The sequence below is a fragment of the Streptomyces sp. NPDC002793 genome, assembly GCF_040295485.1.
Taxonomy (GTDB): Bacteria; Actinomycetota; Actinomycetes; order Streptomycetales; family Streptomycetaceae; genus Streptomyces.
The window spans coordinates 180,293-205,942 of sequence record NZ_JBEOVL010000010.1 but is presented as its reverse complement, the minus strand read 5'-3'; the positions used below and the strand labels follow the sequence as shown (position 1 = coordinate 205,942).

Annotated in this window: 23 protein-coding genes; 14 read left to right on the top strand and 9 right to left on the bottom strand. The window is 70.0% G+C overall.

Going from position 1 to position 25,650, the window contains the following annotated elements:
• The first annotated feature begins 174 nt into the window (after nucleotides 1-174).
• The 12 genes from ABT001_RS12785 to ABT001_RS12730 all read left to right on the top strand — a co-directional run bounded on the left by ABT001_RS12785 (nucleotide 175) and on the right by ABT001_RS12730 (nucleotide 15,022).
• Complete coding sequence (locus ABT001_RS12785) at nucleotides 175-1,176, top strand: Fe(II)-2OG oxygenase family protein (protein ID WP_351275976.1); 1,002 nt, start codon at nucleotides 175-177, stop codon at nucleotides 1,174-1,176.
• A gap of 116 nt (nucleotides 1,177-1,292) precedes the next feature.
• Nucleotides 1,293-2,471 (top strand): pyridoxal phosphate-dependent aminotransferase, encoded by a 1,179-nt coding sequence (locus ABT001_RS12780; protein WP_351275974.1) that lies wholly within the window; start codon nucleotides 1,293-1,295, stop codon nucleotides 2,469-2,471.
• Nucleotides 2,468-4,306, top strand: a complete 1,839-nt coding sequence (gene leuA, locus ABT001_RS12775) for a 2-isopropylmalate synthase (RefSeq protein ID WP_351275972.1) — start codon at nucleotides 2,468-2,470, stop codon at nucleotides 4,304-4,306. Before ABT001_RS12780 ends, leuA begins: the two co-directional genes overlap by 4 nt.
• Before the next feature lie 311 nt (nucleotides 4,307-4,617).
• The gene (locus ABT001_RS12770) at nucleotides 4,618-5,145 is read left to right on the top strand and encodes a COG1361 family protein (protein ID WP_351275970.1); all 528 of its coding nucleotides are present in this window, start codon (nucleotides 4,618-4,620) and stop codon (nucleotides 5,143-5,145) included.
• Nucleotides 5,146-5,631: 486 nt separating this feature from the next.
• A complete protein-coding gene (locus ABT001_RS12765) occupies nucleotides 5,632-7,761 on the top strand; it encodes a hypothetical protein (protein WP_351275968.1) in 2,130 nt (709 codons plus the stop codon).
• 102 nt (nucleotides 7,762-7,863) lie between these two features.
• On the top strand, nucleotides 7,864-9,387 hold the full coding sequence (gene pelF / locus ABT001_RS12760) for a GT4 family glycosyltransferase PelF (protein WP_351275966.1): 1,524 nt from the start codon (nucleotides 7,864-7,866) through the stop codon (nucleotides 9,385-9,387).
• The gene (locus tag ABT001_RS12755; RefSeq protein ID WP_351275964.1) at nucleotides 9,384-10,790 is read left to right on the top strand and encodes a hypothetical protein; all 1,407 of its coding nucleotides are present in this window, start codon (nucleotides 9,384-9,386) and stop codon (nucleotides 10,788-10,790) included. Before pelF ends, ABT001_RS12755 begins: the two co-directional genes overlap by 4 nt.
• 76 nt (nucleotides 10,791-10,866) lie before the next feature.
• Nucleotides 10,867-11,868: an SDR family NAD(P)-dependent oxidoreductase gene (locus tag ABT001_RS12750; protein ID WP_351275962.1), complete on the top strand. Its 1,002-nt coding sequence runs from the start codon at nucleotides 10,867-10,869 to the stop codon at nucleotides 11,866-11,868.
• A gap of 32 nt (nucleotides 11,869-11,900) precedes the next feature.
• A complete protein-coding gene (locus ABT001_RS12745; protein WP_351275960.1) occupies nucleotides 11,901-12,614 on the top strand; it encodes a nucleotidyltransferase family protein in 714 nt (237 codons plus the stop codon).
• Nucleotides 12,615-12,621: 7 nt separating this feature from the next.
• Complete coding sequence (locus tag ABT001_RS12740) at nucleotides 12,622-13,545, top strand: NAD-dependent epimerase/dehydratase family protein (protein ID WP_351275958.1); 924 nt, start codon at nucleotides 12,622-12,624, stop codon at nucleotides 13,543-13,545.
• On the top strand, nucleotides 13,542-14,204 hold the full coding sequence (locus tag ABT001_RS12735; protein WP_351275956.1) for a spherulation-specific family 4 protein: 663 nt from the start codon (nucleotides 13,542-13,544) through the stop codon (nucleotides 14,202-14,204). Before ABT001_RS12740 ends, ABT001_RS12735 begins: the two co-directional genes overlap by 4 nt.
• Nucleotides 14,201-15,022, top strand: a complete 822-nt coding sequence (locus ABT001_RS12730) for an endo alpha-1,4 polygalactosaminidase (RefSeq protein ID WP_351275954.1) — start codon at nucleotides 14,201-14,203, stop codon at nucleotides 15,020-15,022. The genes ABT001_RS12735 and ABT001_RS12730 overlap by 4 nt, the downstream gene beginning before the upstream one ends.
• 327 nt (nucleotides 15,023-15,349) lie before the next feature.
• Here the strand turns inward: ABT001_RS12730 and ABT001_RS12725 are convergent, their stop codons facing one another.
• From ABT001_RS12725 to ABT001_RS12705, 5 genes are all read right to left on the bottom strand, one after another.
• Complete coding sequence (locus ABT001_RS12725) at nucleotides 15,350-16,222, bottom strand: amino acid ABC transporter permease (protein WP_351275952.1); 873 nt, start codon at nucleotides 16,220-16,222, stop codon at nucleotides 15,350-15,352.
• The gene (locus ABT001_RS12720) at nucleotides 16,219-16,863 is read right to left on the bottom strand and encodes an amino acid ABC transporter permease (protein ID WP_351275950.1); all 645 of its coding nucleotides are present in this window, start codon (nucleotides 16,861-16,863) and stop codon (nucleotides 16,219-16,221) included. Before ABT001_RS12720 ends, ABT001_RS12725 begins: the two co-directional genes overlap by 4 nt.
• A 16-nt stretch (nucleotides 16,864-16,879) precedes the next feature.
• Nucleotides 16,880-17,794 (bottom strand): glutamate ABC transporter substrate-binding protein, encoded by a 915-nt coding sequence (locus ABT001_RS12715; RefSeq protein ID WP_351275948.1) that lies wholly within the window; start codon nucleotides 17,792-17,794, stop codon nucleotides 16,880-16,882.
• 11 nt (nucleotides 17,795-17,805) lie between these two features.
• Nucleotides 17,806-18,549 carry an amino acid ABC transporter ATP-binding protein gene (locus tag ABT001_RS12710; protein WP_351275946.1) on the bottom strand — a complete coding sequence of 248 codons (744 nt, stop codon included), beginning with the start codon at nucleotides 18,547-18,549 and terminating at the stop codon, nucleotides 17,806-17,808.
• Nucleotides 18,550-18,651: 102 nt separating this feature from the next.
• Complete coding sequence (locus ABT001_RS12705) at nucleotides 18,652-19,113, bottom strand: DUF6278 family protein (RefSeq protein ID WP_351275944.1); 462 nt, start codon at nucleotides 19,111-19,113, stop codon at nucleotides 18,652-18,654.
• A gap of 107 nt (nucleotides 19,114-19,220) precedes the next feature.
• Between ABT001_RS12705 and ABT001_RS12700 the strand changes: the two genes are divergently transcribed.
• Nucleotides 19,221-20,000, top strand: a complete 780-nt coding sequence (locus ABT001_RS12700) for an SDR family NAD(P)-dependent oxidoreductase (RefSeq protein WP_351275942.1) — start codon at nucleotides 19,221-19,223, stop codon at nucleotides 19,998-20,000.
• A gap of 18 nt (nucleotides 20,001-20,018) precedes the next feature.
• On the opposite strand, the gene ABT001_RS12695 is transcribed toward ABT001_RS12700, so the two are convergent.
• The 4 genes from ABT001_RS12695 to pcaDC form a co-directional block, all read right to left on the bottom strand.
• Nucleotides 20,019-20,768 (bottom strand): Clp protease N-terminal domain-containing protein, encoded by a 750-nt coding sequence (locus ABT001_RS12695; protein WP_351275940.1) that lies wholly within the window; start codon nucleotides 20,766-20,768, stop codon nucleotides 20,019-20,021.
• Nucleotides 20,769-20,850: 82 nt separating this feature from the next.
• Nucleotides 20,851-21,630, bottom strand: a complete 780-nt coding sequence (locus ABT001_RS12690; protein ID WP_351275938.1) for an exodeoxyribonuclease III — start codon at nucleotides 21,628-21,630, stop codon at nucleotides 20,851-20,853.
• A gap of 34 nt (nucleotides 21,631-21,664) precedes the next feature.
• Entirely contained in the window at nucleotides 21,665-22,312 is a 648-nt protein-coding gene (locus ABT001_RS12685) for an MBL fold metallo-hydrolase (RefSeq protein WP_351275936.1), read from the bottom strand.
• 12 nt (nucleotides 22,313-22,324) lie between these two features.
• Nucleotides 22,325-23,593: a bifunctional 3-oxoadipate enol-lactonase/4-carboxymuconolactone decarboxylase PcaDC gene (gene pcaDC, locus ABT001_RS12680; RefSeq protein ID WP_502967463.1), complete on the bottom strand. Its 1,269-nt coding sequence runs from the start codon at nucleotides 23,591-23,593 to the stop codon at nucleotides 22,325-22,327.
• A 710-nt stretch (nucleotides 23,594-24,303) separates the two neighbouring features.
• On the opposite strand from pcaDC, the gene ABT001_RS12675 reads away from it, so the two are divergent.
• Nucleotides 24,304-25,569, top strand: a complete 1,266-nt coding sequence (locus tag ABT001_RS12675; protein WP_351275932.1) for an esterase/lipase family protein — start codon at nucleotides 24,304-24,306, stop codon at nucleotides 25,567-25,569.
• Nucleotides 25,570-25,650 lie beyond the last annotated feature (81 nt).

Below are 25,650 nucleotides of genomic sequence, written 5' to 3'. Positions count from 1 at the left end.
AACGGAGGAACGACGACCGTATTTTTGCCACCTTTCTGATGGACGCCTCCACCTTTTGATGAGGCCCGTTGACGCCGTCGGGGAACCCGTCGGATATTCCTTCCTGAATCCCCCACGCGGCCGTTGTCCGGCATATACGCGTGGCGACTGTCGACCAGGATCAGGAAGCGAGCGATGCGACCCATCCACGCGCTGGACAAGTCGGAACACGATGAGCTGTACGACCTCCTCGACTCCGTCGGAAAACATCCGTACGAGGACTACCCGGCCTTTTTCCAGGCGATCACTGACCTGATCGACCAGGGTCGCGTGCCTGCCTTCTTCACCGAGGTGTGCGGCCGCATCAAGGACGAGCGCCGCTCCGGCGTCTCGCAGGCACACGTCCTGCGCAACGTCCCCATCGATGCCGAGGTGCCGGTCCTCGATCACGACGACCCGGTCAGCGACAAACACAGGAAGAAGAAGACGTTCGTCGGTGAGGCGCTGCTGGAACTGTTCAATCAGCTCGTCGGGACACCGCTGCTCACCTACGCCCGCAATCGGGGCGACTTCTTCACCGACGTCGTCGCCTACAACCGCTTCGACGGGATGTTCAGCGGCTACAGCGACAGCGAACTGTACTTCCACAACGACCGCACCGCCCACCGGGTTCGCGCCGACTACATCTCCCTGCTCGGCATGCGCTGCCCCGACGACGTCATCTACACCGGGTACGTCGACGGCCCGGCCCTGCTGGAACACCTCGACGAGGACACGCAGAGGACGCTGCGGCAGCCGTACTTCGTCACGGCCTTCGACGTCTTCTCCCGCGAGTTCAATCCGGCGCTGACCGAGTCCGCGGAGCACGCGATCATCTACAACCACCACAGCTTCCGGTACATGGACACCGCGACCACCATCGCCCCCGGTGCTCCGGTCGAGGCCCGGGACGCGCTCATCGCTGTGAAGGACGCGCTCGCGAAGGCCGACAAGCAACGCCACCGCATCCTTACCGGCGACCTGTTCGTGCTGGCCAACCAGGACGGCATGCACAGCCGGGAGAAGATCGAGATCCACGACCCGGTGCGGGCCAAGTCGCGCTGGCTCCTCAAGACCTACGCCTTCCGCGACGATGCCACCGCCGACTCCCACGCCGACGCGTGGGTCGACGGCGTACGGGGCCGCGTGGCCGACTGACGCCGGGAAACCGGCTGCCCCGTAGACGGTCCCTCGTCCCGCGCCGCCCGCGCATCACCCCCGCGCGCGGGCGGCGCGCACCTTCACCCCGTGCTCTACCGACAGGAGAACCCACTGTGCCCGTCTCTCGCGTAGCCTCCCGCTTCGCAGGGATCGAGAAATCCCCCACCTACGCCATCCTCGATCTGGCGGCAGCACTGCGTGCCCAGGGCGAGTCGATCCTCGACCTCAACGGCGGCGAGCCCGACTTCGACACCCCCGGCCACATCACTGCCGAGGGCATGCAGGCGCTGAACGACGGCTTCACTCACTACACGCCCAGTCGCGGCCTCCCCACACTCCTCGCGGCCATCGGTGACAAGCTGCTGAAGGACAACGGCCTGGCCGTGGAACCGGCCCGCCAGGTCATCGTCACTCCCTCCGCCAAACACGCCCTGCTCCTCTCGGTCATGACGCTGCTCGGACCGGGTGACGAGTTGCTGATACCCACGCCGAGCTGGGTGAGCTACCCCGCCATGGCCCGCCTCGCCGGAGCGGATCCCGTCTTCGCCCCGCTGAGCGCGGACAACGGTTTCCGCATCACCCGAGAGCTCCTGGAAGAGCGCATCACCCCGCGTACCCGCGCCCTGCTGATGAACAACCCGAACAACCCGACCGGCAACGTCCTCACCGGCACCGAGGCCGAGACGGTAGCGGACGTCGCCCGGGACCACCACCTGTTCGTCATCACGGACGAGATCTACGAGAAGGTCCGCTTCCGCGGCGAGCACATCAGCATCGGGGCGCTGCCCGGCATGGCCGACCGCACCGTCACGGTCAACGGCTTCTCCAAGGGCTACGCCATGACCGGCTGGCGCCTCGGCTATGTGGCGGCGCCCGACGATGTCTCGGCCCAGATGCTGAAGGTGCAACAGCACACGGTGGGCTGCGCCGGCTCCTTCGTGCAGCGGGGCGGGATCAGCGCGCTGACCGGCCCCCAGGAACCCATCGAGGAGATGCGCGCGGCGTACGAGTTCCGCCGTGACCTCCTGGTGGAGGGCCTGTCCGGCATCCCCGGCTTCGTCTGCCCGACCCCGGATGCCGCCCTCTACGCCTTCTGCGACATCAGCGGCACCGGATTCGCCGACTCCACGGCCTTCACGACCTGGCTGCTGCGCGAGGCGAAGGTGGCCGTCACCCCCGGCTCCGCCTTCGGCCCCGGCGGCGAGCGGCACATCCGGCTGGCGTTCGCCACTGACGAGAAGACCCTCGGCGAAGCCGTCGGCCGGATCAAGAGCGCCATGGGGCGGCTGTGACCGCCCCCGTCGCCGACCCGACCGAAGCGCAGCAGCCGGATCGGCGCCCGACGCCGATCACCGCGGCCACCGTACGGCAGCGCCCCTCCGCCATGCCCGTGCACCGGTACCGCCCTTACGAAGCCGTGGACCTGCCGGATCGCAGCTGGCCGTCGAGGCGCACCACCGCGGCCCCACGCTGGTTGTCGACCGACCTGCGCGACGGCAACCAGTCCTTGATCGACCCCATGCCGCCCGACCGTAAGCGGACCATGTTCGACCTGCTCGTCCGGCTGGGCTACAAGGAGATCGAGATCGGTTTTCCGGCCTCGGGCCAGACCGATTTCGATTTCGTGCGTTCGCTCATCGAAGAGGACGCGATCCCGGACGACGTGACGATCTCGGTGCTGACCCAGGCACGCGAGGCACTCATCGAGCGGACCCTGGAGAGCCTGGTGGGCGCGGACCAGGCCACCGTGCACCTGTACAACGCGACCGCCCCGCTCTTCCGCCGCACCGTCTTCCGCAACGACAAGGAGGCGACGCGGCAGATCGCGGTCGATGGCACCGACCTGGTGATGCGGTACGCCGACAAGCTGCTGGGCGGCGACACTGCGTTCGGTTTCCAGTACAGCCCGGAAATCTTCACCGAGACCGAGTTGGACTTCGCCCTGGAGGTCTGCGAGGCGGTGATGGACGTATGGCAGCCGGACGAGGGACGGGAGATCATCCTCAATCTGCCGGCCACCGTCGAGCGCTCCACTCCGTCGACGTACGCGGACCGCTTCGAGTGGATGTCCCGCCATCTGTCGCGCCGCGCTCACGTGTGCCTCTCAGCCCACCCCCACAACGACCGTGGCACCGCGGTCGCGGCGGCCGAACTCGCCGTGTTGGCGGGCGCGGACCGGATCGAGGGCTGCCTCTTCGGCCAGGGCGAACGCACCGGCAACGTCGACCTCGTCACCCTGGGCATGAACCTGTTCAGTCAGGGCGTGGATCCGCTGATCGACTTCTCGTCGATCGACGAGATACGGCGCACGGCCGAGTACTGCACGCAGATGGAAGTCCACGCCCGGCACCCCTACGCCGGAGACCTGGTGTACACCTCGTTCTCGGGATCGCACCAGGACGCGATCAACAAGGGTTTCGCCGCGCTCGACGAGAGGGCCGCCGCCCTGGGCCGGCCGGTGCCGGACACCTTCTGGGACGTGCCGTACCTGCCGATCGACCCCAAGGACGTCGGCCGCTCCTACGAAGCGGTCATCCGTGTCAACTCCCAGTCCGGCAAGGGCGGTGTGGCGTACATCCTGAAGACCAACCACCACCTCGACCTGCCCCGCCGCCTGCAGATCGAGTTCTCCCGGATCATCCAGAACCATACGGACGCACACGGCGGCGAGGTCACACCGGAGAGCATCTGGTCCCTCTTCTCCGACGCCTACCTCGCGCCGCCCGCGAACTCATGGAGCCGGATCCTGGTCCGTGACCACCACATCGAGACCACGGCCGACGGCACCTGCCACCTCGCTCTGGACGCGGAGACGGCCGGCGAACCCACCACCCTGACCGGTGCGGGCACCGACCTGTCCGAGGCCCTGACCGCTGCCCTGGCACCCCTACGCCACATCTCCGTACTGGAAACGGTGAACCAGCCCCTCGATACGGCCGCAGGGCAGACGGTCTGCGTCTACGCCGAATGTTTGGTGGAGGGCGAAGTGCGCTGGGGCGTCTGCATCGGGACCGACCTCACCAGGGCCCTGGTCGGCGCGGTGGTATCAGCGGCGAACCGGCACGTCGGACGGCCGGTCCGACTCCAGGCGCGCGACCAGCCCGAGGCCCGTCGGCCACAGAACTGACCGGGTCGACGTCAGTACACCGCGACACCGCGCGCTCTCGCGCGACACGGGCGGCCCGCACCGCGACGCCGGTACGAGCCGCCCGGAACCCGCCATTGGCCGCACCACACGTGTCCCCCGGCATGCTACGCATGACCACCCTCCGCGCACGTGCCACATCATGGCGTTGCCATGCGGAAACAGCTCTCCAGTCACAACGTGAAGACGACTCCACATGATCTTCACCTTCCGACCACTTCCAGCCGCAGCGTGTGCGCGGCGTGCCTCGGGGTGCAGACGACGCCTCGGGGCCGTGCCTAATCTCCCGGGCCATGAGATTCAGTCGCACGAGACACTTCGGCCTCGCCACGATCATCGGCCTCGCCCTCGCACTCTTCGGCACGGCTCCCTCCGCGAGCGCCGCCGACCCGGCCCCGGCCGAACTGTCGTTCAGCACCGACGTCGCCACCACCACACCCGGCGGCACGGTGAACCTGTCCATGACGATCAAGAACAATCAGACGTACGACATCTGGTTCATCTACCAGGCCATCGACCCGACCTGGCTGACCACGCAGCGCCCCGACCTCACCTACAGCTTCACCGGCTGCAGCCTGGTGACGGACGCCGGGGCCGTCCCATGTTCCGGCACCGGTCCGGCGAACCTCGGCAGCAACTACGGCACCACGATCCCGCCCGGTCAGAGCCGTACCGTAACCCTGACCCTGCAGGTCGCCGCCGATTCCGGCTGCAACGGCAACATCGGCTTCTACTCCTACTTCTACGCCGAGTTCAGCGACAGCTCCAGCCTCAGCGGCGGTCCGGTATACACGCCCGAGACCCGCGTGCTCTGCGCGTAGTCAGACCTCCGTGCGCGTCGAACCGCGCACGCCCCCGCTGAGCGGGGACCTCATGGACCAGGACGGCGGCCGACCCCTACTCCACGTCGGCCGCCGTCGACGTGCCATCACCGGGAATGACTTGATCCAGCTCCCCACCGATCGGCACTTCGGCCGAGCCCGCCGATGCCCCACCCCCCGCCACCCGGCCGCCCACATACGGCCGTTCGCGTTCCGCAGCAGCGCACCGGCACGTGACCCGGCCCTCAGCACGACGACCGGGGGCACCGTTCCACTCACGACCGCCACCTTGTCGCACTAATGGACACATATGCTTTTCCGTCAAGTTCCGTGACGGTCACACAAAAACTCCACACAGACCTCACTATGTGACACGACGGATGCGTCGACGGTCGGTGCCTCAGGGGGCGCCGGCGTGGTCATGGGGGTGGGGCAGGCTCCGACAGGAGCCCAACCTCCCCTGCCCTGGGGAGGGGTTTCCACCGCATGAAGCGGACCATTCGCACCACCGCGCTCTTAATGGGCGCACTGATGGGAACGATCGGGCTGCCTGCCGCCACGGCTCAGGCGGACGACCCGCCACCGCGCGTCGATCTGCGTGTGCTGGTCGTGAGCGACGGGGGGCCGTCCACCGATGCCATCGCCGCAGAACTGGAGAACGCCGGAACGCCGTACACCGAAGTCGATCTGGAGGACACCGGCCGGCCCGTGGTCGACGCGGACTTCCTCGCCGACACGGTCGACGGCCGGCCACGGGCGAAGTACCAGGCCGTCGTCCTGCCCAACGACAACCCGTTCCCGACGGGCTCCCCCGAGATGGCCGCTCTCGTGGCCTACGAGCAGACGTACTCGATCCCGCAGGTCGACGCCTACACCTACGCACGTCCACAGGTGGGGCTCAACGCGGCGGTCGGCACGGGATACGCCGGCAGCATCGACGGGGTGCGGGCCGAGGTGACACCTGCCGGCAAAGCCGCGGCCTTCGGCTATCTGGAGGGCGCTGTCCCGTTCGAGGACAACTCCCCCACGGTGGGCGAGTCCTACGCCTACCTCTCGACACCGGCGGCGGGCGCCGACTTCGTCCCCTACGTCCAGGCCGCCATCCCCGGCAGGACGACGAAGGGCTCCCTGGTGGGTGAGTACCGGCACGACGGGCGCCGCGAACTCGTCGTCACCTTCGTCTACAACCAGCACCAGCAGCAGTACCGGCTGCTCGCCCGGGGCATCGTGGAATGGATGACCGGCGGGGTGCGTCTCGGCGCCGACCGCAACTACTTCGCGGTCCACGTGGACGACGTCCTCGCCGCCGACGACCGCTGGGACAGCACGCTCAACTGCACGCCCGGTGACGTGGACTGCCTGCCGGGTGAGGGCACCCCGAACCCGATCCGCATGGTCCCGACAGACGTCGACCACGCCACCGCCTGGCAGAACAGCCGGGGACTCACCCTCGACTTCGCCTACAACGCCTCCGGCACCGTGGACCACCGCGAGGACAACGGAGGCCAGGACGCCCTCGCCGACAAGCTGCTGGCCGACCGCGACCGGTTCAGGTGGATCAACCACACCTACACCCACGCCTTCCTGGGCTGCGTGCAGGACACCGGCGTGGTGCCGTGGAGGTGCGCGACGAACGCGGACGGCTCCACCCGGTGGGTCGGCCGGAACGAGATCGCCGACGAGATCGCGACCAACGAGGCGTGGGGCGTGGCTGCCGGACTGCCGCTCCACAGCGATGAGTTGGTGACCGGTGAGCACTCGGGTCTCAAGGTGACACCGCAACAACCGGTCGACAACCCCAATCTCGGGCCCGCCCTCACCGACACGGGCATCGAGTGGCTGGGCTCGGACAACTCCCGTGACCCCGTGCAGCGCCGGGTCGGCAGCGCCACGACCGTCTCCCGCTACCCGATGAACGTCTTCTACAACGCCGGACGGGCAGCCGAACAGGTCGACGAGTACAACTGGATCTACACCGCCCGTGCCCAGGGCGGCAGCGGGATCTGCGAGGACAACCCCACCACGTCCACCTGCCTCGCCGCGCCGCTGGACCCCGCCACCGGCTTCACCGAGCACATCGTGCCGCTGGAGACCCGGATCGCGCTGGGCCACGTCCTCGCCAACGACCCCAAGCCCCACTTCATCCACCAGTCGAACCTCGCCGAGGACCGCATCGCCTACCCGGTGCTCGACGGCGTCCTCGGCGACTACGACGACCTGTTCACCGAAGACACCCCGGTGGTGAACCTCCGCATGAAGGACATCGGCGTCGAGATGCAGCGGCGGGCCGCCTGGCGGGCCGCTCTCGACGCCGGCCAGGTCACCGCCTACCGGATCGGCGACAGCGTGAGCGTGCACGCGCCCGGTGGTGTGGCGCTCACGGCCACGATGCCCGCCGGTACCCGGCACGGCGGCACGGGCTTCGGGGCCGCCTACGCGGGCTCGGTCTCCGGCTGGGCCGCGGCCGACGGGCAGCCGTACACCCTTGACCTGCCCACGTCCGCCGGTGAGCCGGACGGGACACCCGACGTGGCCGGCGCACCGACGGATACCGCGCCCCGGACCGAGGTACCCGCCGGCGTCAGGGAGCCGGTCCCCTACGGCGCGGAGCGCTGACAGACGCACGCCCTCCCTGTCCCGGCCGCCGGTGCGGCGGCCGGGCCCGGGCCCGCGACCCCTGGGCCCGGCACCCCCATCTCCCGGCCGTGGAGCACACTGATGCACGTTCCCCACGGCGCGCGACACACCGGCGCGTCGCGCGTCACCCTGCTCACCGAAGGCACCTACCCGCACAGTCACGGCGGTGTGAGTGTCTGGTGCGACCAACTCGTCACCGGCATGCCCGACATCGCCTTCGACGTGATCGCCGTCACCGGCACCGGCCGGGAGCCGGTCGTCTGGGACGTCCCCGCCCACGTCGGCCGCATCGACTCCGTCCCCATGTGGGGCCCCGCCCCGGACGGCCGCGCGCCACGCGGCCACCACCTCCGGCGGCTCACCGAATCCTACGAGCGGTTCGTGACCGCGCTGCTCGACCCGCGCGCCGAGGACGGCTTCGGCCCGGCCCTGTACGCGCTCGCGCGGGCCGCCGAGGACGGCCGGCTCAGTCCGTTCCTGCGCGGGGACCGTGCCGTCGGCATCCTGACGTCCCTGTGGAACCGGCCCGGGATCGCGGTACGCGAGGCCCGGCCGACCCTGCAGGACGCGGTGACCGCGACCACGCTGCTGGAGCACGCGCTGCGGCCCCTGACCGCAAGGCACCCGGAAACCGGTGTGGCGCACGCCGTCAGCGGCGGCGTGGCGGTCCTGCCGGCCCTCGCCGCGCTGGAACGGCACGGCGTCCCGCTGCTCCTCACCGAGCACGGCGTCTACCTGCGCGAGCGCTACCTCGGGTACCGGACCGCTCCCTACCGGTGGCCGGTGAAGGCGCTCGTGCTGGGCTTCTTCCGGCTGCTGGCGGAGGAGACGTACCGGCGGGCCGCCCTGATCACTCCGGGCAATCGCTACAACCGGCTCTGGGAGGAGCGCGGCGGCGCGGCGCCGGAGTCGATCCGGACCGTCTACAACGGTGTGGACCCCGCCGCGTTCCCGCCCGCCGGCCCCGAACCGGCCGACCCCGTGCTCAGCTGGGCCGGCCGCGTCGACCCGATCAAGGATCTGGAGACCCTGATCCGCGCCTTCGCCCTCGTGCGGGCGCAGATGCCCACCGCGCGACTGCGCCTGTTCGGCGGCACGCCCCGCGGCGGGGAGGGCTACCGGGACCGGTGCGCGGCACTGGCCGCGGAGCTGGGCCACGCCGACGCGGTCACCTTCGAGGGCCGCGTCGAGGACATCAGGGACGCCTACGCGGCAGGCAACGTCGTGATGCTCTCCAGCATCAGCGAGGGCTTCCCCTTCACCCTGATCGAAGCCATGTCCTGCGGGCGGGCGACCGTCTCCACCGACGTGGGCGGCGTCCGGGAGGCCGTCGGCGACACCGGTCTCGTGGTGCCACCGCGCGATCCGGCCGCGATGGCCGCAGCGGCACTGGAGCTGCTGGCCGACACCGAGCGGCGCCGGAGGATGGGTGAGGCGGCACGTCTCAGGGTGATCGAGCAGTTCACCCTCCGACAGACCATCGACACCTTCCGCTCCATCTACCAGGAGCTGTCGGTGACCGGCGGCCGGAGCGCGCACCAGGCGGTCGAGGACCACACGCCGGCGACGACCGGCAGGTCACCGGTGAGGAGCGCGGCCGGATGAGCGGACCCATGTCCCTGGAGCCGGGCGGCGCCGAGCAGGACACGCTGGCGCTGCGCCTCGCCGACGACCTCACACCGGCACTGCGCCTTTCCGACCGCCCCACCCCGGCCCTGCTCCTGCCCGGATCCGGCGTGCGGCGCGACGCGGTCGACCGGCTCGCCGCCGAGTTGGCCGACCGCGTCGCGCCCGCGGTCCATCCGTACGAGGTCGCCGCACTGCTGGAATCCGAGGGGCTCACCGGCGAGGTGATCCAGGAGCGGTACGGGCACGCCGACCTGTTCTCCCTGGCGACGGCGTTGTACCAGCGCGTACCGCGGACGTTCCCCGAGCCGCCTCGGCCGGCCGATCCCTGGCGGCCGGACCATCTGCGCTGCGCCTTGCGGGGGCTGCTGTTCGCGCTGCCCGGCCTCGCCTACGCGCTCGCCGGGCGGCTGCTGCCCCCTGACGGCACGGTGCGTGCGCTGGTGGTGGCGGGGCTGATCTCCTGGGCGTGGAACCAGGCCCTGAGCCACCGGGCGTACGTGCGCCTGGCGACCGGGCTCCCGGAGGCGGGTCGCACTCTGGCGAAGGGGGCGCCGCTGGGCGCCGCCGCGGCGGCCGCCGCCGGAGCCTTCACGGCCGGGTCGGGCGTGGCGGCCATGGCCGTCGCGACCCAGTCGGCGTACCTGGCCGCCGCCGGTGTGCTGCTGGTGCTGGGTCGCGAGCGGCTGCTGCTGGCGGTCCTCGTGCCGGTCACCGCCGGCGGGACGGCGCTGTTGTGGTGGGAGCCCGGGCCGGTGCTCCGGGCCGGGCTGCCTCTGCTGTCGCTGCTCGGCGCGGTCGCCGCGGCAGGCTGGGCACTGCGCGCCACCCGCACGGCTCCGGCCGCGCCCGGGGCCAGGCGTCCGGGGCTGTGGCCGTCCCTGCCGTACGGGCTGTTCGGACTGTCCGCCGGGTCACTGGTGTTCCTGGCAGGCCGGGACAACCCCTGGACGGCGATCGTGCTGACCCTCAGCATGGGGCCGGCCGAGTGGCTGCTGTACCGCTACCGCGGGCTGTCGGTGGCGGCACTGCGGTCCACGAGGACACCGGCCGCGTTCCGGGTCCGTTCCGCCGCCGTTCTCGCCGGCTGCCTGCTGGTGTACCTCGGACCGCTCGCGCCGGCCGCGGCACTCGTGGACGCCGAGCCCGTCACCCTGCTGCTGCTCGCCGCCGCGCTGTGGATCTCCCTGCTGCTCCAGGCGTTCGGCATCGCCTGGCCGCCGGCGGCCCTGTGTCTCACCGCGGCGGTGTTCGCCGGCTCGGTGACGCTGACCGGCGCCCCACCGGGCACCGCGGCGCTGCCGCTGAGCTGCGGTGGTGCCGTGCTCTGCCTCATCGCGGTGGCCGTGCGGCAGTTGGGCCGGCCGTCCGCACACGGCTGACTCCCGTCCACCGACCGCGCCGGTGCCGTCGCACCGCCGCCATCCATCTGACACCGACCACCGGAAGGACACCACCTTGACCGCTCCGCCGCTCGCCGCCGTCACCGGAGCCGAGGGCTTCATCGGTTCCCACCTCACCGAGGCGCTCGTCGCCTCCGGGCACCGCGTGAGGGCCATGGCGCAGTACAACTCCTTCTCCTCGTACGGCTGGCTGGAGACCCTGTCCCCCGAAGTCCTGGGCCAGGTCGAGATCGTCCTCGGCGACGTCCGGGACCCGGGTTCGGTCCGCCATCTCGTCGAAGGGGCCGACAGCGTCTACCACCTGGCCGCCCTCATCGCCATCCCGTACTCCTACCGGGCGCCCCACAGCTACGTGGACACCAATGTCACCGGCACACTGAACGTGCTGGAGGCGGTACGGGCCGCGGGCACGCCGAGGCTGGTGCACACCTCCACCAGCGAGACCTACGGCACCGCGCAGACCGTGCCGATCACCGAGGACCACCCCATCAACACCCAGTCCCCCTACGCGGCTTCGAAGGCGGGCGGAGACCGGCTGGCCGACAGCTACCACGCCAGTTTCGACACCCCGGTGGTGACGCTGCGGCCGTTCAACACCTTCGGGCCGCGGCAGTCCATGCGGGCCGTCATCCCGACCGTCATCGGCCAGGTCGCGGCCGGGGAGCGGACCATCACCCTCGGCGACCTGCGTCCCACCCGCGACTTCACCTTCGTCAAGGACACCGCGCAGGCCTTCCTGGCGGTCGGCACCGCACCGGCCGAGCAGGTCGTGGGCCGTACCTTCAACGCCGGAACCGGCGGCGAGATCTCCGTCGGCGACCTGGTCGCCCTCATCGGCAAGGTGATGGACACCTCGCTCGACGTCCGCGAGGACGCGAAGCGGCTACGGCCGGCGAATTCGGAGGTGATGCGCCTGGTCGCTGACGCCGGCCGGCTTCGTGCCGCCACCGGCTGGAGCCCTGCGCACGGGCTTGAGGAAGGCCTCGCGCAGACAGTGGAGTTCTTCCGCGAGCCGGGCAACCTGGCCCGCTACAAGACCGGCATCTACAACATCTGAGCACGTCCGGCACTCGAGCAAGGGGGAAGACCATGTACGCAGTGATCATGGCCGGCGGCAAGGGCGTCCGGCTGCGGCCCTACACCACGGCGCTGCCCAAGCCGCTCGTTCCCATCGGAGACCAGCACGCCATCCTCGAGATCGTCCTGCGCCAGCTCGCCTCGGCGGGATTCACCGGCTGCACCATCGCCATAGGGCATCTCGGCGAGATCATCCGGGCCTACGTCGGCGACGGCTCCCAATGGGGCCTGAGAGTCGACTACTCCACCGAGGAGTCCCCGCTGGGGACCATGGGGCCGCTGCTGACGATGCGTGAGCGGCTGCCGGAACACTTCCTGGTGATGAACGGGGACATCCTCACCGACCTCGACTACGCCGATGTGCTCCACCGCCACCAGGCCTCCGGAGCGCCGCTGACGATCGCCACGTACGCGCGTCAGGTACGCATCGACTTCGGGGTGCTGACCACGGACGCGAGCAACGTCGTCGGCTTCACCGAGAAGCCGAGCATGGACTACCGCGTTTCCATGGGGGTGTACGGGATGTCCCGGGCCACACTCGACGGGTACACCGCCGGGCTGCCGCTGGGCTTCGACGAGTTGGTGCTGGATCTGCTGGCTTCCGGCAACCTGCCGCACGCCTACGACTTCGACGGCTACTGGCTGGACATCGGCCGCCCCGACGACTACGACCGCGCCAACGCGGAGTTCACCAGCCGCAAGTCCCTGCTGCTCAAGGGAGCCTGAGCGTCTCATGCGCATTCTCGTCCTGGGTCACACCGGCTACCTGGGGACCCACGTCACCGAGCGGCTCGGCGCCCTTCGGGGCGCTCGGGTCCACGGCGGTGGCCGGTCCCCCGCCGCCGACGTTCCCGTCGACCTCGCCGAAGACTCCGCAGACCGGCTCGCGAAGACCCTGGCGTCGGTGGCCCCGGACGCCGTGGTCAACTGCGCGGGAGCGACCGGCGGTGACCCGGTCACGCTGGCGGAGGTCAACGCCCGGGGGCCCGCCGTCCTGTGCGCCGCGATGGCCGTGGCCTGCCCCTCGGCCCGGCTGGTCCATCTCGGTTCGGCCGCCGAGTACGGTCCGGGGACCGGCCGGGTCCCGACGGCGGAGTCGTCGGCCACCCACCCGCTCAGCGCCTACGGGGCCACGAAACTGGCCGGGACGGTCACCGTCTCCACCTCGGCCCTGGACGCGCTCGTCCTCCGGGTCGGCAACCCGGTGGGACCCGGGGCACCGCCTGCGGGGCTGCCCGGCCGGGTCACCCGGTTGTTGCGTGAGGCGGGTCGGGACCCGGACGCGGTGCTCCGTCTCGGGGACCTGTCGGCGTACCGGGACTTCGTCGACGCACGCGACGTGGCCCGGGCGGTCGAACGGGCGGTGACCGCGCCCGGACCGCTGCCGCGCGTCCTCAACATCGGCGGCGGCGACGCCGTACCGGTACGCCACCTGGTGCGCACGCTCGCGGACATCGCCGGCTTCGACGGGCGCATCGAGGAGCAGGGTTCCGGCTCCGCACGTTCGGAGCAGGTGTCCTGGCAGTGCTCCGACATCTCCGCCGCCCGGACCGCTCTCGGCTGGCAACCCTCGTACGCGCTCCGCGATTCGCTGTCGGCTCTGTGGGCCGCCGCTCACCCCCCGCCCCCGCACGAGGAAGGCGAACGGCCGTCATGAGCCTGCTGATCCCGTTGTACGTCCACCCGGCCGAGGACCCGGGCTCCTGGCACCGGCTCATCGCCGCGGCCGACCGCACCTACGCGGTCGTCGTCAATCCCGCGGACGGACCGGGCACCGCAGCCGATCCCGCCTTCGTCTCCGCAGCGGGCGCACTGCGCGGTGCGGGCGCACGACTGCTCGGCTACGTGGACACCGACTACGGCACCCGCCCCGCGGCGGACGTCATCGCCGATGCCGCCCGGCACCAGGAGTGGTACGCGACCGACGGCTGTTTCCTGGACCGGGTGAGCACGGCCGCGGACGCGCTGCCCGCCTACCGGAGGCTGGTGCGCGCACTGCGCCGTCAGGGCGCGTCGCCCGTGGTCCTCAACCCGGGGGCGCACCCGGCTCCCGGCTACGCCAGGATCGCGGATCTCGTCGTGACGTTCGAGGGCCCCTGGTCCACCTACGTGTCGGCGTTCAGCAGACCCGACTGGACGACGCGCCATTCGCCCGATCGCTTCTGCCATCTCGTGTACGGCGTGCCCGAGGCGCTGGCTCCGCTGGCCGTGCGCACCGCGCACGAACGTGGCGCGGCGGTGTCGGGCCCGGTGACGGGGGAACCACCCAACCCGTGGGCCCGGCTGACGCCGGTGCTGGCCGGAGCGGAGGGATGAGGCACGGGAGCCGGGCGTGGACGGCCCTGCTGGGCGTGCTGGCGGTCCTGGTGACCGTCACTACGGCCGGTTGTTCCGATACGGGCGGCCGCCCCGCACCGGACAGCCCGCGGGAAGCACGGTGGCAGCCTCGTCCAGGGCTGGCCTGGCAGTGGCAGCTCGACGGAAAGGTCGACACCGCGGCGGCCGACGTGCCGGTCTACGACATCGACGGGTTCGAGAACGACGCCGCGGACGTCGCCCGGCTCCACCGGGCCGGGCGCAAGGTGATCTGCTACATCAATGTGGGCGCTCGGGAGGACTACCGGCCCGACAAGGACGACTTCCCCCGCTCGGTGCTGGGCGGGCCCAACGGCTGGGAGGGTGAGCGCTGGCTGGACATCCGGCGGATCTCCCTGCTGCGGCCGATCATGGAACGACGGTTCGACATGTGCCGCGAGAAGGGGTTCGACGCGGTGGAGCCCGACCTCGTGGAAGGCTACGCCGACGACACCGGCTTCCCGCTCACCGCGCGGGACCAGCTGAGGTACAACCGTATGATCGCCGACATCGCCCACGAACGCGGTCTGTCGGTGGGCCTGAAGAACGACCTGCCGCAGATCCCGCAGCTTGTGGACGCCTTCGACTTCGCGGTCAACGAGCAGTGCGCACAGTACGGCGAGTGCGCCCGGCTCACGCCGTTCATCGAGGCCGGCAAGGCGGTCTTCCACGTCGAGTACACCGAGCCGACCCACCGCTTCTGTCCCGAGTCCCGCAGGCTGGGGCTCTCCTCCATGCGGAAGAAATGGGAGTTGGGGACCTGGCGCAGTGCCTGCTGAACGGTGAGACCGGAAGTCGGCGGGGCTCGGAGCCCTCGAAGCCCTCGCGGGTCCGGGACCACCCCTCCAGGTCGCGACAGGGACGCCGGCCTGCCTGGACGCCGGACGCCGTGGGTGTGGAGCCGCACTCCACACCCACGGCGTCGGGCCGGTCACGGGCCACCCGTGGGTGGCCCGCGCCGGTTCTCGTCGCATCGGCCGCGACCCGGCCGGCTCGCAGCTGACCTTCTCCCCCACCGGACACGGATACGGATCGCGTCCCGTGCCGTGGTGCGAGGAGTGATCACCGGCTGCTGCCGGTCGGACTGACCGACGACTGCTGCGGCACTAGTGCCGGCGGCCCGGAAGCAGCGTTCCCGGCTCGGCGGCGGCGACGCCGGTGCCTTCCGTCTTGGGGTTACGGCGCTGTCGTCTGGCCACCCAGGTGGCGAACCAGGAGAGCAGCATGCACATCCCGATGTAGATGGGCGAGATCACCATGACCACGGGGATGAACGGGAGGTCGTAGTCGAGGTTCGACGCGATGAGCTTGCCTGCGTGGAGAAACTCCTCGTAGGTGATCAGATAGCCCAGCGAGGTGTCCTTGAGGGCCACCACCAGCTGGCTGATGATGGTGGGCAGCATCGCCCGGACGGCCTGCGGGGCCAGGACGTGGGTGGTGACCTGTGTCTTGCGCATGCCCAGGGCGTACGCCGCCTCCCGCTGCCCCCTCTCCACGGAGTTGATCCCCGTGCGGAAGACCTCCGCGAGCACTGACCCGTTGTAGAGGGTCAGCCCGGCCACAAGTGCGGGTAGCGGCTGGACCTTGAGGGCGACGAAGATGAAGAAGATCATTACCAGCACGGGCATCGCCCGGAAGAACTCGACCAGCAGCGTCGCGATCCAGCGAACCGGCTTGTGCTCGGAGAGCCGGCCGACGGCGAGGACGGCCCCGAGGGCCAGGGAGAGGGCAGCCGCGTAGGCGAAGGCCTTGAGGGTGTTGCCGAGACCTCGCAGCAGCAGCTCCTGGATGCCCTTGTACGTGAAGGGCATCCACTTCGAGCCGGTGAACTGCTCCGTGTCGAAGAGCAGATGGAGGAGCCATGCGAACAGCGCGAGGACCACGGCCGTGGAGAGCACTCCGTAGAGGAAGTGCCGCTTGCGGGTGGCGGGCCCCGGGATGTCGTAGAGCGCGGAGGCGGAGACGGTGGAGTGGGTCATCGGGCGACTCCCCAGCGCTTCTCCAACACGTTGAAGAGAGCGCTGATGGCGAGGGTGATGATCAGATATCCGACGGCGATCCAGACGAAGGACCAGATGATGCTGTAGCCGAGTTCGTTGAGGGTCTTGTACGTCCCAAGCAGCTCGGTGACGCTGAAGGCGCCGGCGATCGCGGAGTTCTTGGCGAGGGCGATGAGCGTCGACCCGACCGGGGGGATCACCGCCCGGAAGGCCTGGGGCAGCACCACGTTGCCCAGCGTCTGCCCGAAGGACATCCCGAGGCTCCGTGCCGCTTCGCCCTGTCCCGTGGGCACGGTGTTGATGCCGGAACGAAGGGCCTCGCAGATGAACGCCGAGGTGTAACAGCCGAGGGCGAGGACCGCGAAGAGCTGGAAGGGGAGGACCAGGCCGAAGCGCGGCAGGCCCAGCAGCACGGCGAAGAACAGCAGTGTCAGGGGGGTGTTGCGGAGCACCGCGACCCAGACGGTGCCGATCAATCTGAGCGAGCCGACGGGTGCGACCCGGAAGGACGCCATGACGAAGCCGAGCGCCAGGGCCAGGACCGAGGCGTAGACGGTGAGTTCGACGGTGCCGAGGAATCCCTTGCCGTAGAGCGAGAAGTTCTCTGTCAGTACGTCCATGGTGGTGGCCGGCCCCTCAGTTCGCCGGGTAACGGTCGATGGGCGGAGGTTTCGGCGCGGGCGCTCCGGACAGACCGAGGGTCGCCTCGAAGGCCTTCTTCCAGTTGCCGTTCTTCTCGTTGGCCTCCAGCGCGTCGTCGAGCGCGGCGCGCAGCGCGTTGTCGGCGCGCGGGACCCCGATGCCGTAGGGCTCCTCGGAGAACGGCTTGCCGACCACCTTCATCTCCTCCGGGGCCTTGGCCGCGAAGCCCAGCAGGATGGCGTCGTCCGTGGTGACGGCGTCCACCTGGAAGGTCAGCAGGTTGTCGACGCAGATCGAGTAGGTGTCGTACGCGACGAGGTCCGCCTTCGGGAAGTCCGCCGCGATGCGCTGGTACGGCGTGGATCCGGCGGCCGAGCAGACCGTCTTGCCCGCCAGGTCCTGCGGTCCGTGGATGTCGGTCTCGTCGGTCCGCACCAGCAGCCCCTGCCCGGCCAGGTAGTACGGCCCTGCGAAGCCGACGAGTTTCTTGCGCATGTCGTTGATCGTGTAGGTGCCGACGTAGTAGTCGATCTGCCCGTTCTGGAGCGCCGTCTCGCGGTTGGCGGAGGCGATCGTCCGGAAACGGATCGTGTCCGGGTCGAAGCCGAGCGAGGCCGCCATCATGCGGGCGATCTCGATGTCGAAGCCGGAGTACATCCCGCCGGCCGGGTCCTTCTCGCCGAGGTAGGGCTGGTCCTCCTTGGCCCCGACGACCAGATGGCCACGCCTCTTGGCCTTCTCCCAGGTCTTCGACTGCGGCAGCTCGAAGCCGGTGTCGATCTTGTACCGGGGCAGCTCCCCGGCCTTCGGCCCCTTGACCGGCGGGCTGCCCTCCCGGCCGCAGCCGGCGGAGAGCGCGGCGAGCAGGAGGCAGACCAGCACGGTGGCGATGTTCCTCGTACGCAACACGGTGGCCCCTGTCAGTGCTTGAGGATCTTGGACAGGAAGTCCTTGGCGCGGTCGCTCTCCGGGGAGGTGAAGAAGTCCTCCGGGGTGCGGTCCTCGATGATGCATCCGTCGGACATGAAGACCACGCGGTTGGCGGCGGACCGGGCGAAGCCCATCTCGTGTGTGACGACCACCATGGTCATGCCCTCCCGGGCGAGCTGCCGCATGACCTCGAGGACCTCGTTGATCATCTCCGGGTCGAGCGCGGAGGTCGGCTCGTCGAAGAGCAGCGCCTTGGGGTCCATGGCGAGTGCGCGGGCGATGGCGACGCGCTGCTGCTGGCCGCCGGAGAGCTGGGCGGGGAATTTGTCCGCCTGCGAGGCGAGACCGACCCGCTCCAGCAGTTCGCGGGAGCGCCGGTCGGCCTCGTCCTTCTTGCGCTTGCGGACCTTGAGCGGAGCGAGCGAGACGTTGGCGAGCACGGTCTTGTGTGCGAACAGGTTGAACGACTGGAAGACCATGCCCACTTCGGCCCGGAGCTGCGCCAGTCCCTTCCCCTCCTCGGGGAGCGGCTTCCCGTCGATGGCGATCTGGCCGGACTCGATCGTCTCCAGCCGGTTGATGGTCCGACAGAGGGTTGATTTGCCCGATCCGGAGGGGCCGATGACCACCACCACCTCCCCGCGGCCTACGGTGAGATTGATGTCCTGCAGTACGTGCAACTTTCCGAAGTACTTGTTGACGTCCCGCAGTTCGATCAACGGATCGACGGCCATACGCTGCCCTACCCACTTATCGCTTGTGTCGAGGTCAGCGCAAACTATCCGGGGCGGAAGCGCGCTTCGACGGCGACACGCACCACGTGCGTATAAGGCTGTTTATCGCGTTTTGGCTTCTGGGCCGCTCTCCGCGGACTCCGCGTACATCTCGGAGAGCTCGGGGCTGCCCGACATCGCCCAGTCCAGACCGGCGGAGACCACATCGATCTCACGCCCCGAGGCCAGCCGCACCACCGGCTTCCCGCCGGCCAGGATGTCCCAGACGGCTCCGGGCACGGTTCGCACCAGCACGGTGCCGAGGTAGAGACCCGCGTCGTTCCCCACCCAGGGCAGCTCTTCGGGATCATCACGCCAGATGGGCGGCAGCTGGTCGAGGGCGGACAACGAGGCGGGGGTGTCGTCGAGTTCGAGGCCACACTGCACGGCCCGGGCGCGCAGCAACTCACATTCCGCGAACAGCTGGGCCACGCCGTCCGGATCGGTCTCGACGGCAGCCGCGAGAGCCACCTCCCGCGCACCGCCCTGGCGCTTACGCCAGTTGTCCAGGAAAGGGATGTTCATCCCTCCAGGATCCCATCCCGGACGCCTTCCGCCTCACAGGGCGCGCGACTGTGCCCACTCGGGGACCTGCCCCGTGCATGACCTGGCCATATGTCTAGGCTGAGGGCATGACACCGCAGAACTACCTTTCCGAACTCTTCTCGCTGGAAGGCCGGGTCGCCGTGGTGACCGGCGGCAGCTCCGGCATCGGCAGGGCCATCACGGGCGCGCTCGCACAGGCCGGTGCGAGCGTGGTGGTCGTGGCCCGCAGGGAGGCGGAACTCTCGCGCACCGTCGGCGAACTCACCGGCGACGGCTGCCGGGCGGCCTGGGTGAGCGCCGACCTCGGGACCACCGAGGGCGTGCGTTCGGCCGGCGAGGAGGCGGCTGCCGCGTTCGGTGAGCCCGACATCCTCGTCAACTGCGCGGGCGTCAACCTGCGGCCGCCGATGAGCGAGCTGGACGAGGACGTCTGGGACACCACGATGGCGGTGAACCTCAAGGCGCCCTACCTGCTGGGCCGCAGGTTCGGACCCGGCATGGCGGAGCGCGGCTTCGGGCGGATCATCCACATCACGTCACAGCAGGCGCACCGGGCGTTCGTGCGGAGCGGTGCGTACGGAGTCTCCAAGGGCGCGCTGGAGTCGCTGGCCCGCTCCCAGGCCGAGGCCTGGTCTCCGCACGGTGTCACCTGCAACACGTTGGTGCCCGGATTCGTCATGACGCCCCTCAACGAGCGCCTGTCGTCCGACCCCGAGCGGGTTTCGGCTCTGGCCGCACGCACGATGGTGGGGCGCAACGGGCTGGCCGGGGACTTCGCGGGGGCCGCGGTGTTCCTGGCGAGCACGGCCTCCTCCTACGTCACCGGGCAGTCCCTGTTCGTCGACGGTGGATTCTCGGTGCACTGAGGCGATCCGGAACCCTTCTCAGCCTTCGACGCCCGGAGCCGCGTCCTCCGCCTCCACGGCGACCGCGGCGGCGACGTCGGACGACGCCACGTCCTTGTCGATGCCCAGCCCCGACAAAACCCCCGCGCCCCCTTCGAATTCCAGCACGGCGAGCACGATGTGCTCCGTCCCGATGGACCGGTGGCCGAGGCGCAGCGCCTCACGGAAGGTGAGCTCCAGGACCTTGCGGGCCCCGGCGTCGTAGGGGATCAGCTCGGGGACCTCGTCAGCAGCGGCCGGCAGGGCGAGTGCCGCCGCCTCACGGACCGCGTCCAGCCGGACCCCCTGCCCGGTGATCACCTGGGCGCCGAGGGAGTCCGGCTCGGACAGGAGACCCAGGATCAGGTGCTCCACCCCCACCTCGTCGTTGCGTGCGGCGTGGGCCTCGTTGTTCGCGCCCATGACGACGTTCCTGGCCTGCTGGTCGAACTGGCCGAAGCCCTGGCTCGGATCCAGGTCGGAGACCTCGCCGGGCTTCTTGGGCACGAACCGCTTCTGGGCGGCCTGGCGGGTGACGCCCATGCTCCGGCCGATGTCCGTCCAGGACGCGCCGGAGCGGCGCGCCTGGTCCACGAAGTGGCCGATGAGATGGTCGGCGATCTCACCCAGGTGATCCGCGGCGACCACGGCCCCGGAGAGCTGCTCCAGCGTGTCGGTGTGGGATTCCTTGATCGCGTCGATCAGGTCGTCGAGACGGATGGGCGGGTTGGCGCGCAGCGGCTTCGTCATGAGGCAACCCTAGGTTGACACGCGAGGGTCGTCAACCCGTCGTTGACAACTGGGCCCTCTCGGCCGCACACAGCCGTCACCGTCAGAGGTCGAGGTCCACGACCACCGGGGCGTGGTCCGAGGCCCCCTTGCCCTTGCGCTCCTCTCGGTCGACGTAACCGTCCTTGACGGCCGCGGCGAAAGGGGCGTTCCCGTAGACCAGGTCGATGCGCATGCCCTTGTTCTTCGGGAAGCCGAGCTGGCGGTAGTCCCAGTAGGTGTACGGGTGGTCGTACTTGAGGGGACGCGGCACCACGTCGGAGAGTCCCGCCTCGCGCAGTGCGGCGAGCGCCGCCCGCTCGGCGGGGGTGACGTGGGTGGCCCCCTCGAAGAGAGCGGGGTCCCAGACGTCCTCGTCCGTCGGAGCGATGTTGAAGTCTCCGAGCACCGCGAACGGCAGCGTCCCCGCCGCGTCCCCGGCGACGGACTTCCGCAGGGCCTCCAGCCAGCGCAGCTTGTAGGCGTAGTGGTCGTGGGCGACCTCGCGGCCGTTGGGGACGTAGACGGACCAGACACGGGCGGGGCCGCAGGTCGCCGAGATCGCCCTCGGCTCCTGCACGCCCTCGTAGTCCGGGCCGTCGGGCAGGCCCGTCACGACGTCCGCGAGGCCGACGCGGGAGAGCAGCGCCACGCCGTTCCACCGGCCCGTGGCGTTGACCGCGGACTCGTAACCCGCCTCGCGCAGCGCTTCGGCGGGGAACTGCTCCAGCGTGCACTTGGTCTCCTGGACGCAGAGCACGTCCGTGCCGCTGCTCTCCAGCCAGGCGAGGAGCCTCGGGAGCCGGGCGGTGATCGAATTGACGTTCCACGTGGCGATGCGCATGCAGTCAACCTAACCGCTCCCACTGACAGCCGGGTCAGAGAAGGGTCGCGTCGCCCGGGGCCAGCCGACCGTGGTCGGCCCCGCCCAGGGCGCCGATCTGCAGGTCGTAGACCGGCCGGGCCAGGTCGGTGAGCAGGGCGTCGTGGATGTCGATCGCGCGGCGCGGCTTCACTTCGCGTACGTAGTCGATGACCTCCGAGATCTTGCTCCAGGGGGCCATGACCGGCAGCATCAGCGTGTCCACCGGGTGGTCGGGCACCGTGAGGGCGTCGCCGGGATGGAAGACCGAACCGTCCACGAGAAAACCGATGTTGGTGATCCTCGGGATGTCCGGGTGGATCACCGCGTGCAGTTCACCGTGGACCTGCACCTCGAGTCCCGCGGCCGTGAACGTGTCGCCGTGGCCGACCGTGGTCACGCGCCCCGGGAACGCGGCGGACAGCTGCTCGGCCACACTGCGCAGGGTCCACACCCGCGCGGCCGGGTTGGCCTCCAACGCCGCGCGCAACCGCGCCTCGTTGAAGTGATCCGGGTGCTCGTGCGTCACCAGGATCGCGTCGGCACCGACCGCGGCGTCGTCCTCGGCGAACCCGCCGGGGTCGATGACGAGCGTCTGCCCGTTTCGCTCCAGACGGACGCAGGAGTGGATCTTCTTGGTGAGGGTGAGAGGCGAAACGTTCATGTCACCATCCTGCTACGTGGGCGGTGTGGTTTCCTCCTGGATCACGGACTGCGCGATCTCGAACGCCGCGCCAGCCGCCGGGATGCCGCAGTAGACGGCCGTCTGCAGCAGCACCTCCTTGATCTCGACGGGCGTGAGACCGTTGCGCAGGGCGGCCCTGACGTGCTGGGCGAGTCCGCCCAGGTGTCCGGACGCGACGACCGCGGTGAGCGAGACGCAGCTGCGGGACCTGCGGTCGAGTCCCTCCCTGCTCCAGATCTCGCCCCAGGCATAGCGGGTGAGGAGTTCCTGGAAGTCGTCGGTGAAGCCGTCGGACCCGGCCGTGGCTGCGTCCACATGGGCATCGCCCAGCACCTCGCGCCGGACCTTCATCCCCCGGTCGTAACGGTCGCTACGGCCCGTGGTGGAGGATTCGGGCAGGTGGGCCGCGGCGGTGAGCTCCGCGATGGGTGCGACCGGGGCGAACGGGGCGGCGAAGCCCGGTGGCGGGGACGCCGGTACGGGGATCGACGCCAGGGTGTCCTGCCAGGTGGTCGAGAAGTGCATGAGCAGCAGATCGGTGACGGCGGCCGGCTGCTCGACCGGAGCCAGATGGGAGGCACCGGGGACGAGTGCGAGCCGGGCGTCCGGGATGCCGGCGACCAGGTTCCGGGCCTCGGCGGGGCCGGTGACCTCGTCCTCCGCACCGACCAGGACGAGCGTCGGGACACCGATACGGGGAAGTTCCGTACGGATGTCGAAGGCGGCCAGGGCCTCGCAGGCGGCGATGTAGCAGCCGGGGTCGGTGGTACGGACCATCTGGACGGCCCACTCGACGATGGCCGGCTGGGCCGCGGCGAAGCCGGAGGTGAACCAGCGTTCCGGGGAGGTACGGGCGATCGGCTCCAGGCCGTTGCTTCGGACGATCACCCCGCGCCGGCGGAATTCGTCGGCCGTACCGAAGCGCGGCGACGCGGCGACGAGCGCCAGGGCGGCGACCCGGTGGGGGTGGCGCAGCGCCAGGTCGGCACCCACGGCACCGCCGATGGAGCAGCCCACGTATCCGAAGCGCTGCACGCCGACGCTGTCCAGCGTGGCGAGGAGGCGGTCGGAGAGGTCGGAGACCGCCGCTGCGGGATGAGCGGGGGCTCCACCGTGCCCTGGAAGGTCGTAGCGGAAGATCCGCCAGTGCTGGGAGAGCTCGGGTATCTGGCGGTCCCACATGTGCCATGTGGTACCGAGTGAGGGCCCCAGCACCAGCACTGGTGCGTCCTCCGGCCCGTCTACCTGGTACTTCAACATCTTGTTGCCTGTCTCATTCACACTCACACGCTCCCACGTCTCACAGCAGTCTCACGCACCGCCCTCCTGGGCGCTGTGAAGACCGCCCCATGCCGTAGCGGCTCCACGAAGATCCTCCACGTCGGCTTCACGTACCAGCGTTCGGTGGTCTTCACGGTGCTGTGCCCCGCCCATCGTGCCAGGAGGTGATCCGGCACCCCCTTGTCGGCCAGGAGCTCGAAACACGATCATGGTGAGACTCGGGCCACCGGTGTCGGAGTGCCCTGGGCCGGCTGAGATGACCAGCCCTCAGATGACAGCGATGCCGGTTCCCGCTCTGCCCGTGGCAACCTGTCCGGCGCCACAGGACTTCTCCGTGACGCTGAGACCGCACGGCTTGGCGAGGACGATGGGGCCTGGGCGGCGCCCACCCCCATCGAGCCGCCGGGCGACAAGGCCGTTATCGAGCCGTACCGGTGGAACAGCGACCTCGCCCAGGCAAACGAGCGCGCGGGGCGGGGTGGTGCTGCGGCCACGCCGCGCGGGAAGGTCATCGCAGAGCTGAGCTACGCCTTCCGGCGATATGCGAAGTGCGCGGGTGGGCGGGCGTGAACCGGGTGTTTCGTACCCATGAGAGTGATCCAACCGGATTGGGGCGGGACGCGGGCGCGTGCGTCGGCACGATGACGGTGATCGCCACGATCATCCGTCTACCGAGGAGACGCCGAAACATGTCCAACCCTGTCGTCAACATCTGGGGTACCTCCGAAGAGGCCGCGGCCGCAGCCACGCCGACCGCCCCGTGGGACACGAAGTGGGACCTCGGTAGCCGGCACACCGCCAGCGGGACCGCGTGGGTCTTCTACAGCTCACGCGGCGAGAAGACGCTCAAGCGTCCGGTGATCCTCGCCGACGGTTTCGCCCCCGGCGGGACCAAGGTCGACGATCTGTACGACGGCCTGCAGAACGGGGAGTACCCGTTCGTCTCCGCGCTGCGTGAGGCCGGGTTCGACGTCGTTCTGCTGGGCTTCGCCGACCGCACCGCCTCCATCCTCGACAACGCCGAGGTCGCGATCGAGTGCGTCATGCGAGCGATCGCCGACCGCGAGGGTGAGCACCCGCTGACCGTCGGCGGCTTCAGCATGGGAGGGCTGATCACCCGCTACGCCCTGGCCAAGCTGGAGCGGCAGCGGATGCGGCACGAGACCGCCACCTACCTCTCCTACGACACCCCGCACCGCGGCGCGTGGCTGCCCCTGGGCGTCCAGGCGTTCGCCCACTACGTGAAGGACAACTGGGGAGGCCCCGGCAAGCTGGTCCTCAACTCCTTCTCCGACCTGGTCAACAGCCCCGCCTCGCGCCAGATGCTGCGCTGGCACCTGGAGACCGCCACCGGGACCACCCTCGACGTCGCCGACGGCCAGCACCAGGACCGGACCGACTTCCTGGCAGCCCTGGAGCGGATGGGCGACTGGCCCCGGATTCCCCGCCTGCTCGGCGTCGCCAACGGCACGGACACCGGCGCCGGGAATAACATTCCCGCCGGCGACACCGCGATGGAATCCTATGGACCGCATCTGGTCAGCCGGCTCGACGCCCAGGGCACGGGCTCCCAGACCGTCGCCCGGATGGACAAGCCGGGCCAGGAACCGACGGAGGTCCGCACCACCGGCTTCCCTGAACTCGACGGCGCACCCGGCGGCCTCTTCCCCCAGGCCCCCGCCTTCATGGGTGCCGCCAACTTCGGCATCGCCGCCATGCTCGCCGGCCTCGTCAACAAGGCCGAGGCGGAACTCACGCACAACGCCTCCACCTTCGTCCCCACCATCAGCGCTCTCGGGGTCGCGGACATCGACAGCCACGACACGCTTCACAGCAAGATCGACCCGGAGCGCAGCGATCTCCACGACTTCAAGTGCGCCACCGGCAACGAAGGCCACACCACCATGACCCGCGAACTCGGCGAGTGGATCGTGAACAAGCTCAAGGAAGTGTGACCCCCGGCAAACCGCCGACGGAAGTGATCCCCTCGTGGGGCCGGGGCCGGGCGGAGTCCGCCGCGAGCTCGCCAGAAGAGG